The 11705-nt window shown below is 59.2% G+C and carries 9 protein-coding genes and 1 pseudogene; 9 read left to right on the forward strand and 1 reads right to left on the reverse strand.

The features are described from left to right. Positions 1-5 precede the first annotated feature (5 nt). The 5 genes and pseudogenes from JJC00_RS08200 (at position 6) to JJC00_RS08220 (ending at position 5300) form a co-directional block, all read left to right on the forward strand. A complete protein-coding gene (locus JJC00_RS08200; RefSeq protein ID WP_200472127.1) occupies positions 6-1052 on the forward strand; it encodes an amidohydrolase family protein in 1047 nt (348 codons plus the stop codon). Positions 1053-1189: 137 nt separating this feature from the next. Next, entirely contained in the window at positions 1190-2326 is a 1137-nt protein-coding gene (locus JJC00_RS08205) for a CaiB/BaiF CoA transferase family protein (protein WP_200472128.1), read from the forward strand. A gap of 53 nt (positions 2327-2379) precedes the next feature. Continuing rightward, complete coding sequence (locus JJC00_RS08210; RefSeq protein WP_200472129.1) at positions 2380-3519, forward strand: CaiB/BaiF CoA transferase family protein; 1140 nt, start codon at positions 2380-2382, stop codon at positions 3517-3519. Positions 3520-3576: 57 nt separating this feature from the next. Beyond that, a pseudogene (gene tnpC / locus JJC00_RS08215) lies at positions 3577-5052 on the forward strand (IS66 family transposase); the annotation flags it as partial. Further along, entirely contained in the window at positions 5049-5300 is a 252-nt protein-coding gene (locus JJC00_RS08220; RefSeq protein WP_200472130.1) for a hypothetical protein, read from the forward strand. The pseudogene tnpC and the gene JJC00_RS08220, both read left to right, overlap by 4 nt. A gap of 126 nt (positions 5301-5426) precedes the next feature. Here JJC00_RS08220 and JJC00_RS08225 read toward each other — a convergent pair whose 3' ends face one another. Beyond that, positions 5427-6158, reverse strand: coding sequence for an SDR family oxidoreductase (locus JJC00_RS08225; protein ID WP_200472131.1), 732 nt, complete (start codon positions 6156-6158; stop codon positions 5427-5429). A 612-nt stretch (positions 6159-6770) separates the two neighbouring features. Between JJC00_RS08225 and JJC00_RS37935 the strand changes: the two genes are divergently transcribed. From JJC00_RS37935 to JJC00_RS08245, 4 genes are all read left to right on the forward strand, one after another. Next, entirely contained in the window at positions 6771-7478 is a 708-nt protein-coding gene (locus JJC00_RS37935) for a hypothetical protein (protein WP_246774135.1), read from the forward strand. A gap of 264 nt (positions 7479-7742) precedes the next feature. Then, entirely contained in the window at positions 7743-8852 is a 1110-nt protein-coding gene (locus tag JJC00_RS08235) for a M14 family metallopeptidase (RefSeq protein ID WP_200472132.1), read from the forward strand. Between the two features lie 704 nt (positions 8853-9556). Further along, positions 9557-10339, forward strand: coding sequence for a hypothetical protein (locus JJC00_RS08240; RefSeq protein WP_200472133.1), 783 nt, complete (start codon positions 9557-9559; stop codon positions 10337-10339). Positions 10340-10565: 226 nt separating this feature from the next. Then, complete coding sequence (locus tag JJC00_RS08245; protein ID WP_200472134.1) at positions 10566-11612, forward strand: alpha/beta hydrolase family protein; 1047 nt, start codon at positions 10566-10568, stop codon at positions 11610-11612. The last annotated feature ends 93 nt before the right edge of the window (positions 11613-11705 follow it).

Genomic DNA, 11705 nt, shown 5'->3' on the forward strand with positions numbered 1-11705 from the left:
AACCGATGAACGGCCGTAACGACGAATCTATTCTCGAGCCCACGCGGCCGATTATCGATCCGCACCACCACCTGTGGGATCTAAGTCGCCGCGTGGCAGCATCGGCCGCACCAAGGGATCCCTTCGACGATGTTCGAGTGCACACGCCGCGATACCTGCTCGACGAGTTGCTCGCTGATCTGAATAGCGGTCACAATATTCGCGCTACGGTCCATCTCGAATGCGATTCGATGTATCGCGCCAGTGGAGCTAACGAAATGGCGCCTGTCGGCGAAACCGAGTTCGTCAATGGAATCGCGGCAATGGGTGCCAGCGGTACATATGGCGACGGACGGCCGTGCGCTGGGATCGTAGGCTATGCCGACCTCACCCTTGGATCGCGCGTTATGGCAGTGCTCGAAGCTCACACCATGGCTGGCGGCGGACGGTTTCGCGGGATTCGTCAAAGCGCGGCTTATGATGCCGATCCGAATGTTGTGGCACCTTCTCCACGTCGTCGACCTGGCCTGCTACGGGACGCTGGATTCCGTGAGGGCTTTCGCTGCCTTGCTCGGTTTGGTCTTTCATTTGATGCTTGGTTGCTCGAGCCGCAGCTTCCGGACCTGATCGATCTCGCGCGCGCCTTCCCGGACACGCCGATCTGCCTCGACCATGTCGGCGCACCGCTGGGAACTGGGGTGTACGCCGGTAAACGCGCGGACCGTTTCCACATCTGGCGCGCCAATATCGAGTTACTCGCACAATGTGAGAACGTCTATGTGAAGTTGGGCGGCCTGGGGATGCACTATGCCGCGTTTCCTTCGTACATGGCCGAGCCGCCCGCGTCTTCTGCGCAGCTAGCCGACGAATGGCGACCTTTCATCGACGCATGCATTGAGGCGTTCTCGCCCTCTCGTGCAATGTTCGAGAGCAATTTTCCGGTCGACGCTTTGACCTGTAACTACGCAAAGTTGTGGAACGCTTTTAAGCTATTGGCCAGACCCTACTCGGAAGACGAAAAGCATGAACTCTTCTTCGCCACCGCCGCACGCTTCTACCGGCTGCAGGTCTAAGCCAGTCTTCGTCAAATAAAGGGGGAGGGGATCTCGAATACTTTGTACCGGCCTTGCCCAGCCGGGCTGTTAAAGCGCCTTCCCTTGGCGCAAGCCATTGAGGTGCAGCAGAGGGGATATGACGGAAAGGAACATTGATGGGCGTGCTTGATGGATTGAAGGTGGTCGAAATGGCCTCCTTGGGCCCAGCGCCGGTATGCGGCTCGATGCTCGCTGATCTCGGCGCGGACGTGGTCATGGTCGAGCGACCCGCCACGGATGTAGGTCAACCGAGGCCTTCCGAGATCTATAACCGAGGCAAACGCTCGATAGTGCTGGATTTGAAGAAGCCAGGGGCGGTAAATGCCGTCTTGAAGCTTGTCGAGCGGGCCGACGCACTCATTGAAGGCATGCGTCCAGGCGTCATGGAACGGCTCGGGCTCGGTCCCGACGTTTGCCTTGCGCGACGGCCATCACTCGTTTATGGGCGCATGACCGGCTGGGGCCAGCACGGTCCGCTTGCGCTCACTGCCGGACACGATGGCAATTACATCGGTATCTCAGGGGCCCTGTGGCTGTCCATCGCGCGGGGTCAGCGTCCCGAACCACCACTGAGTTTGCTCGGAGATGTCGCAGGAGGTTCGCTCTATCTCGCAATCGGCGTCCTCGCCGGCGTCATGCACGCACGCAAAGGCGGACGCGGCCAAGTGGTCGACGCCGCGATGGTGGACGGCTCTGCTCACTTGCTCAACCAACTCTTGTCCACGATTGCGCAAGGGGGCGGAAACTTTTGTAGCGGGAAGCCTGCGTCCGACGAGAGGCATTTTGCCCGCTCTTATCGTTGCGCCGACGGCAATTGGATCAATCTTGCCGCCATGGAGCCGAAGTTCTATTCGGAACTCATTGCGCTGCTTGGCCTAGACCAAGATGAACAGGCCGCACGTGGGCTGGACGATCCCGAGTTGTGGCCAATTCTCTCCCAAAGGTTCACCCAGCTTTTCGCCAGCAAGTCGCGTGACGAATGGAGCGAGTCGCTGGAAGGAACCGATGCGTGTTTTGCGCCGGTTCTGAGCCCTCCGAACGCAGCTGTGCATCCGCATAACGTTGCCCGCGGCCTCTACACGCAGCTCGACGGCATCTTACAAGTCGTGGCGGCGCCGCGCTTTCTGTCCACGCCGTCAGCCGCACCAAGCGGGGTGCCTGCACGTGGAGCACACACGGAAGACTTGCTTTACGAATTGAGGCTTGGCCCGCGGGAGATCGATGATTTGAGGCAGTCGGGCGCGTTAGGGTGAGTCGCTAGCCGAAGCGCTATTTGCCAAATCATCGAGACGGAGAGGTTCAATCGATGGGTGTATTGGATGGAATCAAGGTGGTAGAGATCGCGTCTGCGAGGCCCAGCACGTTCTGCGGCATGTTTCTCGCGGACCTCGGTGCGGAGGTGACCACCATCGAGCGCCCGGCCGCCGATGCCGGTCAACCGAGGCCGTGGGAAATTTGCAACCGCGGCAAACGCTCGATGATCCTGAATCTGAAGCAGCCAGAGGCGGTCGACGCTGTACTGAAGCTTATCGAAGGAGCCGACGCCCTCATCGAAGGCATGCGACCTGGCGTGATGGAGCGGCTCGGACTCGGGCCAGATGTTTGCCTCGCACGCCGACCGTGCCTGGTCTACGGTCGCTTGACGGGATGGGGACAATCAGGACCTCTTTCGCACGCCGCAGGCTACGACAGCACCTTTGCGGCTGTTTCTGGCGCGACCTGGGTTTCGACTCAGGCCGGCGAACGGCCCGAGCCTCCGCTGGGCTTGCTTGCAGGTGTAGGCGGCGGAGCGCTCTACCTCACGTTCGGCCTCCTCGCGGCCCTCTTTCGTGCGCGCGTGGACGGCCACGGACAAGTAGTGGATGCGGCAATGGTTGATGGGGCCGCGAACATGCTCAATCTGATGCTCTCGCTGATTATTCCGTATCGCGGCGGCAGCTTCGAGCTCGCTAGGCCAAACAGCTACGGAAAATTCTACGCTCGTTCGTATCGGTGCGCAGACGGGGAGTGGATCCGTCTCGAAGCCGATGAGCCGCACTTTTACGCCGAACTTATCAAATGTCTCGGTTTGGACGAGGATGAGCGATTTGTCAGGGCGCAGCAGCATCCCGAGGCATGGCAGGCACTCTCGGCGGAATTGGATTCGCTGTTCGCGACCAAGACGCGCAACGAATGGTGCGAATTGTTCAAGGGTACCGATGCTTGTTTCGCAGCCATCCTGAGTCCACCTGAGGCGGCCGTGCACCCGCACAACGCTGAACGAGGTATCTATACGACTGTCGACGGGGTCCTGCAGGCGGTCGCGGCACCGCGGTTTTCCGCGATACCGTTGTCCGGACCCGCGCGCGTGCCGGCGCGCGGAACTCATACGAATAGTGTGCTTTCCGAACTCGGTTTTACCAGTCAGCAGCTCGAGGAGCTCACCAAGTCCGGCGCGCTCGGGTAACCGAATGGAACGGTCCGGAATGGGCGCTCTCCGCGTCACGGGAGCTTCGGATCGCTCGAGATCTATGAGCAATGGTCCGAGCATTCGGCGCGGCTGATCGAGCAATTGGCGTTCTCGAAGAGCTGGAAGCCGGCGCGACCGAGGACGAACTCGTCTAGCGGCCGAGCGGGCCCCGGCCAAGACGCCGACGGTGCGTGGATCTACGCACAAGCGCGCGGAGCGCAGACCTTACCCGAACACCCGCCACGCGAGCGTGTGGTGATCAATCTCGCATGTGAATGCTGCGGCGGCAATCGCCTGCGCAAGGCTCGGCGAGGATGTGATGCGGACGCTGGAAGTGTCTCGTGTCAGTGGAAGGTGATTGAGATCGTCCGGGAGTTCTGGAGTTCTCCTGCCACGACTGCGATAAAATCGGTCAGGCACCGGCACCGCTTATGCCATCGCAAGCGGATGGGCCGGGCCCAGCCAGCCGGCCAAGATCATGTTCGAGAAGTTCCAGCACCAGCCGTTGAACCGCCACGCTGAGCGCTACACTCTGGAGGGTGTACCGATTGCGCTGTCGACCATGGCGGATGTCCTTGGGGCGGTCTGTGCCTCGCCAGATCTGTTGCTGCACCGCTTTGAGGCCCATGTCATGGCGGCCGGGCGCCTTCATGCCAATGATACGACCGTACCGGTGCTGGCCAAGGGCAGGACCGACACGGGACGCTGCTGGTGTCATCGGGCGCTGAATACTCCCCAATTGGGGGCGCCGATCCGCTGGCGGCGATGTTCTACTGCTACTCACGCGACCGCAAGGGCGAGCATCCGAAGGGGCATCTGGCCCGATATGCCGGCATTCTGCAGGCCGACGCCTATGACGGGTACAACCAGCTCTATCTGGCGGGACGCCAGCCTAGGCCGATCCGGGAGGCTGCCTGCTGGTCACACGGACGGCGGCCGTTCTTTGCCATGGCCGACATTGAAGAGAATGCCCGGCGCAAGGCCGCCGGCAAGAAGGAGATCCCGCTCTCGCCGATCGCGATCGAGGTCGTGAGACGGATCGATGCGCTGTTCGAGATCGAGCGCTCCATCAACGGCAAACACGCCGAGGAGCGTCTTCAGGTGCGACAGACGCTGAGCCGGCCCCTGGTCGAGGATCTCCAGGTCTACATGCGCGACCAACTCGCCAAGCTCTCCCGTGGGCACGACCTGGCCAAGGCGTTCAACTACATCCTGAAGCGCTGGGCGAGCTTCACGCTGTTCCTGGAGGACGGACGCGCGTGCCTCTCCAACAATGCCGCCGAGCGAGGGCTGAGGGGTATTGCTCTTGGCCGAAAATCCTGGCTGTTCTGCGGGTCGGATCGCGGCGGGCGACGCGCCACCGCCATATACAGCTTAGTCGTCACAGCCAAGATGAACGGCGTCGATCCGCAAGCCTGGCTGGCCGACGTCCTTGCCCGTATTGCGGCCCACCCGGCTCATCGGTTGGACGAGCTGCTGCCCTGGAATTGGACGCCGGCATCAGCGCTCTCCGCTCGAGCGGCGGCATGACCACCCACGTCAACAAGGTCCATCACGTCACCACCGTCACCCAGGTCGCGAGAGACCTCGGCGAAGACGAAGATTGGCTACGAGACGTCGCCAATGAAATGGAGATCGAGGATGGAGCCATATGGGTCTTTGGCGTTGGCGAAGATGGTGTCCAGGCGTTCACCGACTTCGGCATTGAACGCCTCATCGAGCTCATCCAAATTTACAAAGAAAATCCAGAGCTGCTCAAGCGCTGGACGCCCGAATAGCCTGCGGCCTACGCCGGATGCGTACGTTGCAGGCGACCTCGGCCCTCGAGGTCGAAGCATCCGGCAAAGTTGGATCCCATAGAGAGGCGACAACAGTGGATGCCGTCGCTGCCGCTGCGCCGCGCATCACCAGGGAATAGGCTCTCCCCAGAACCGCTGGAAAATCCCGCTGCTCTCGGGTCCGAGCAGGTCGATTCGACCCTTGATGCCGCTCGCACTTTCGTCGGCGGAAATCGAGGTTGGAGACGCGACTGCAGCCTCGCCGGCCATATCGGTGCGCACCCAGCCCGGGTCAAGGATGCCCACGATAATGCCATCCTTTGCCCAGTCCCGTGCCAGACCACGCATGCCATTGTTGAGGGCCGCCTTCGAGGCGCGGTAAGCATATCTGTTTGTTGCGGTTGCGACCCCGGCGCCATAGTCCTTCGCGTTCGAGCCAAACACGCTGCTGATCGCCACGAGTTTTTTCTTAGACCCGCACCTCAAGTTCTCGGCCAGAGCTTGCGCGAGGAGCATCGGACCAAGCGCGTTGACCCGCACCGTGTTGATCCAGTTTTCGGGATCAATTCTGGTGGCGGATTGGTCCTTCGGTGTCCCGTTAATTCCTGCATTGCTGATCAGGACGTCGATAGGTTCGTCACCGAGCGACTCCTTGAGCGACGAGATCGAAGCCTCGTCGCCGACATCGAGGCGCATTACGCGGATTCGACCTTCGAAGGAAGAAGCGAGGTCCCCTAACGCGTCAGCGTTGGCGGGATTGCGACAGCAGGCAATTACTTCCGCTCCATCAGCGACATATTGACGCACGAGACCGAAGCCAACACCGCGGTTGGCACCCGTAATCAGCACTTTCGTCATCGCAGAGACACCTCTGTTGGTTGGGTTTGTGAAAACCATGCTCAATGTGTCGGCTCTCTGAAAAGTTAGTAGCCTACCACAAAACATGTGAGGCAGTGTCGCAACAGCATAAGCCAGAGGCCTCGTAACGTGAGGGCGAAAAAGGGCCTCCGCTGCGCCGGTTTTTTGCAAAAAGCGGCTGAGCGCTGCTGGATTTCGACAACCAGTGTCTCTGCACAGTGATTACGACTGTTTAGAAGTAACTGGATAGGCGCTGCCCATTTTGGCGCGGGCCTTATCTGGCGGATCTTTCGAAGGCATTTGGAAGCGCGTGCGTCGCCTCTGCCGACTCTAATCGACGTTCCCACTGATCCGCCGGCATTGGCTCCGCTGCCTTGGAGCGGTACAGGCTAGACTAGGCAGAGATCTAAGCCATAGTCGCTGTTTTCCGATCGGATGAATTCGCTCGAAACGCGATGTGTCACTCGTAGACCTTAATCTCACCCGACCACGCCGTCTCTTTTGCTGGACGTTGCAACCAAGCTTCGCATAGCGTCGCTCCAACGCAGAATTTCGGCTGCCCGAGGTCTAAAATTGGGAAAATCGACCTTAGATGGCCCATATACTTCGTCCATGGAATCGCAAAGCCCACGTTTTCTCGGAGTACTGCATCTCGAACGCGGGTTGCCACCCGGTGCTCCGCTCCCGACGCCGCTGCCTGGCTCACTGCTGAACCCGGCTAGCTTCAATTTTCCGCTTATCGTGGAAACCGTCGAAGGAGCTTGGGTCGAAAACGTCGTCCGCGGTGATCCCGCGCTTGAGCCAGCTTTCGTGGCCGCCGCTCGGCGGCTGGTCGGGCGAGGTGCCGTTGCGATAAGCTCGACCTGCGGCTTTTCCATCCGACATCAGTCGGCGGTAGCCGCGTCGGTGGATGTGCCTGTCGTGATGTCGAGTCTGCTCCTGGTACCGGCGTTGCTTCGCCAGCTGCCGCCGCGGGCCAAGATTGCTGTCCTGACCTACGATTCGACTCACTGCAGCGAAGATCTGCTTGGGATCGACAATCCGGCCGAGCGAGCGAGAATTGTGATCGGGGGTATCGAAGGCGGTAAGTTCTGGCACGACGAGCTGAAGCGTCCCGCGCCACCGATCGATGTGGCTGCGATCGAGACGGATGTCGCTGCCTGCATCGTGCGACTCCGCACCAAGCATCCGGAGATCGCGTCTATCCTATTCGAATGCGCGGCGTTCCCGATGGTTGCGAGAGGGATTCGTCGTATCGCAAGATTGCCTGTCTACGACATCACCGATCTCTGCCGGATGACGATGGCGTCCGTCGCGTGAGGGCGGTAAGACCGTACTCAACCCCAAGACGATGCTGCCACAATAGTTATCGACGCCTTGGAAAGAATGACGGTGATAATGTTTAGCTAGACTGAGGCGGTCAAAAACAGCGCGGGAACGCTAAGCAGGATGCCGCGCGACTTGCTGGGGCAATGCCTCAGATTCACACTGTAGCTTAGATCCGTCTTCGTTAGTGGCGTCCGTAGGTACGCGCCACTGGCTGCCGTACCTGCCATTTTATCGTGAGGCTTGATTGAAATGTCGATGAACGACGCCATTGTGGATGCAGCGAATAAGCATTTCTCATCGACTTATTTCGAGGCCCGTCAAAAATTTCGCGATTACGTTGCCGACGCCGCAGTTGGCCATGCCGCAGTCTATCCATCGGCGGCCCGTGGGCCTCGTGGCGAGGAACTCTCGACAGATGTCGCCTGGTTCGGCGACCGGCGCGCCCCAAAAGTGGCTATTATGATATCGGGTACGCATGGTGTCGAAGGGTATTGTGGATCCGCGGCACAGCTCGATTGGCTCGCCGGACGCGGTTACGAGAGGCTCAAATCTGATGAAGCGATATTACTGATCCATGCGCTGAATCCTTATGGGTTCGCATGGGATCGACGCGTCACGCAAGAAGGCTGCGACCTCAATCGAAACTTTGTCGATTTCACGGGCCCCTTACCTGATAACGAAGCCTACGATCTACTCGCTGATTCCCTTGTGCCGCGTGAGTTAGACGGGCCACTTTTCGCCGCCGCCGAGGCAACAATAGGTAAGTTCCGTACAGCACACGGTGAACTTGCTTTACGAAAAGCGCGGACTAGCGGGCAGTACCGACATCCGACTGGGATCTTTTTCGGCGGTTTCGCTCCGACTGTCGCGCGTCAAACACTCGAACGAATAGTATTGGACTATGGTATAGAATCTCGTCGATTCGTCTTGATCGTTGACTACCACACGGGCCTTGGACCTTATGGCTACGGCGAGCTCCAATGCGAGCAGGCCTCAGGGATGTTCGGCTACCAACGTGCCCATGACATTTTTGGCCCTTCAGTCACCTCGCCGGATCTTGGGACTTCGTCGGCTGTTGCGCTCAATGGCACTCAGGATGACTACTGGCAGCGGCTCCTCGGCGATCGGCATGTCTACGTTTGCTTGGAGTTTGGAACTTATCCTACGGAAGCAGTCAGAGCAGCAATGCGTGCCGACCACTGGCTTTACGCCTATCGCTCGACCGAATTTGAAACGGATGTGGGTTATGAAATTCGGCGACGCCTCAAGCAGGTCTATTACCCGGAGAGAGCCGATTGGCAGGAGATGGTGCTGTATCGCAGTCGCCAGGTTCACCGGCAGATGATCGAAGGACTGCGATTGTGAAAGCTCGGCTGTCGGTTTGGATGCGAGCGCCGAACACACGCCTAACCAGGAGTGAGTAGAAAGAATTGAACATTGCGCAAAGAGAATGGTCCAAATTCTCCAGTGATTCAAGGCTGGCGAATTTTGTCGGAGGCGCTATCCAGGATTGATATGGTCGTCAGCTTGGCGAACCGGCGGCAACCAATAATCGATAGCCAGCGGACAAGCGCTGAGTTGCGGGCGCGGCACCGCGCTGCAAGTGGTCTTCCGTCCGAGTTCAGGTACGCCTTCTTGGCGGCTCACGCCTGCAAGACCTGCATGGGCCCCTCGTCATCGGTGAACATGTGCCGTGCCGCACGATGAAGTGCCTGGAGGCGCCGTTGCGGATCGGTGCTCCCGTGGACGCAGGTGCCGTGCAGCAGTCGCCAAACTCTGACTCCGCATAGGACACGGCGCCCACAATCGAACGCGTTGGCGAAACGGGGTCGACATCGAGATCAATCCCAGGTGACGACCGTGGCTATCGAAACCGACGAAGGCTGATGCGCTCAAGATCTGCAGGAGCCAGCCTCATTTCGCAGTATTTCCTCTATCCAGCGCCAGCTCTTGCGGTCATTGGTCCTTGATATGGTTTTATTTTATAGTAGACGGGTGATGCGATCCGCCAAATGAGGGAACGCTACCGCCGGTGCAACTGGTCTGTTTCGTATTGGATCTGATGTTAGATGATAGATTCGACTAAAACGAAGCGGCGCTCCGCCCCGCTGAAGCCCAAACCACAGTTCTACGGCGCCCCTGTGGGCATCTTAATGTTCGAGCGTCCTCGTGATCCCTACAACCGCCCGTTCATCCCGGGCAGCGTCGGCAATGCCAGCACATGGAGTGTCCCTGTGCGTTACAAGGCGCTACCACCGGGCGTCAGCTTCGACCGTATTCTTGGGCCCAACGCTGGGGACTTGGAGCCGGTTGTGGCGCAGGCCGCGACCGAACTGGTAGCCGAGGGCGCCCAACTGATCACCTCTAATTGCGGGTTCATGATCCGCTACCAAGAGGCGGTTCGCGCCGCGGTCGATGTACCAGTGCTGCTATCCAGTCTGCTCCTTGGGCCGTTCCTCGAACGAATGCTTCCGCAAGACAGGGCGCTCGGTATCGTTACAGCGACGGCTTCTTCTCTGACGCCGGACTTACTTGCGGCTGCCGGGCTGTGCGCGAAGTCTGAGCGTGTTGTCGTTGTCGGGTTGGAGGCGGCCCCGGCTTTCACCGCTGCTTTCGTGACTTGCAGCGGTGACCTGGACATCAGTGCCGTCGAGACCGAAACAATCGATGCCGCGGTGGCGCTGCTGAGTAAACGCCCGGATATTGGGATTCTTCTCCTAGAGTGCTCAGAGCTCCCGCCTTACGCCGCGGCCGTCCAGCGGGCCACCGGGATTCCCGTCTTCGATTTCACCTCGATGGTGGAGTTCTTCGTCCGTGGATTGAGACGCAGCCCTTTCAACGGACTTGATTAGCATCTGACATGCAATACTTGACGGCTGAAAGGAGACCTTTCGGCCAAGGCCCGAGGTGTGTGACAGCAATTTTCTATTCGCGGCTGTCGCTCGACTGTTAACCTGCGCGTTGCGCCATTAGAAGCAGAATTTCCTCCGTATCGGGCCCCATATTAGGCAATTTCGGCCCACAGGCCCGTCAATATTCCGTCACGAATGGTGGGGATCCGCACCGAGGGCGAAACGGATGTTGTGCGCTGCTTGGCCTCGTATCAGGAGTGATCTTGCCTCGACACGTCGAGGAGTCGAGCTGTTCGTCGACAATCTCGAGGATATTTACGAGGCCTTAGGTCGGCAGAACTGGGCAGCAAAATGGATGAACATTGGGGATGTTCACTATCTCCAGTGTGACCTCGAGCTGAAAAGGGGAGCCTTCGCTGAAGCGGCCGAGGCTTGGCTTTGCGCGCTTACCGCCTTTGAAGTTGCTAGGCGGCTAGTTGATGAAGACGATCCACAAAACGAAGAGATTTTAGCGAAGGTCGAGGCCGGCATTCGGAGGTTCGGGCTATCTCTGGAGCATAAGGTAGAGCGCGTAGAAATTCCGTGCTGGGATCAATCTGAATTTCAGGCCTACTACTTGCCAGCAGGTGGTCGCGATTTATGCGTCCCGGCAGTCATTTGCATCAGCCGGGAAGAAGAAACAGCGACGACTCTACTCGGAAGGCTCTTGTCAGCGGTGAGAGATCGGGGCATCTCGCTTCTTGTGGTCTCTCACCGCGACGTCGCAAACTACTGGCGCGGCCAATCGGAAGAATTGTTGTCTTCCTGTTTGGAGTATTTGTCACTTCGACCCGACGTTGATGCCAGCCGGATTGGCATCTACGGAGAGGGCCTGTCAGCTGCTCTAGCCACTGATTTCGCTGTATCTGATCGTCGCGTTGCTGCGGCGGTTTGCGACGGCGGTCTTTGGAATTGGGCCTGGAGTGAGGCCTCTGTAGGCTGGTTGACGAGGACTGCAGATGTAGTGGACGAGGATGCCGCGTCGACGCGTCGCTCGCGATTGGTGCAACAGTTGAGGTGCCCAGTTCTCGTGGTCGCCGGTGGGAGTAGTATGGTCAGAGCCACCGAGGCGATCGAGTTCCAAGCTGACTGTGCAGCGGCGCGTGTTGACTTGGAGTTGGCTATGCCACGGGTGGCCCAAACCCCACTGGGGGAGATCGAGAACTTTGTGGTCTCCGACGAGCGCATCTTCCGATGGTTGGAGGATAAGCTCGCGCACACCTCGACGTCATAAGCATTGTCGACCAGGACAGTAAGCAGAACTTCCTCGATGCAGTAAATGCTTGGGGCGGTGTTATCTCAGAGGGGCAACCACCCGAGTTTCGGG

It is taken from the genome of Bradyrhizobium diazoefficiens, from assembly GCF_016616885.1.
GTDB classification, from domain to species: Bacteria; Pseudomonadota; Alphaproteobacteria; order Rhizobiales; family Xanthobacteraceae; genus Bradyrhizobium; species Bradyrhizobium diazoefficiens_F.

Bases quoted from the DNA above. Each gene is read 5' to 3' on its own strand.
- JJC00_RS37935 (WP_246774135.1), top strand. From the start codon at position 6,771: ATGGAATCGCAAAGCCCACGTTTTCTCGGAGTACTGCATCTCGAACGC.
- JJC00_RS08245 (WP_200472134.1), top strand. From the start codon at position 10,566: ATGTTGTGCGCTGCTTGGCCTCGTATCAGGAGTGATCTTGCCTCGACA.
- JJC00_RS08210 (WP_200472129.1), top strand. From the start codon at position 2,380: ATGGGTGTATTGGATGGAATCAAGGTGGTAGAGATCGCGTCTGCGAGG.
- JJC00_RS08240 (WP_200472133.1), top strand. From the start codon at position 9,557: ATGATAGATTCGACTAAAACGAAGCGGCGCTCCGCCCCGCTGAAGCCC.
- JJC00_RS08205 (WP_200472128.1), top strand. From the start codon at position 1,190: ATGGGCGTGCTTGATGGATTGAAGGTGGTCGAAATGGCCTCCTTGGGC.
- JJC00_RS08235 (WP_200472132.1), top strand. From the start codon at position 7,743: ATGAACGACGCCATTGTGGATGCAGCGAATAAGCATTTCTCATCGACT.
- JJC00_RS08225 (WP_200472131.1), bottom strand. From the start codon at position 6,158: ATGACGAAAGTGCTGATTACGGGTGCCAACCGCGGTGTTGGCTTCGGT.
- JJC00_RS08220 (WP_200472130.1), top strand. From the start codon at position 5,049: ATGACCACCCACGTCAACAAGGTCCATCACGTCACCACCGTCACCCAG.
- JJC00_RS08200 (WP_200472127.1), top strand. From the start codon at position 6: ATGAACGGCCGTAACGACGAATCTATTCTCGAGCCCACGCGGCCGATT.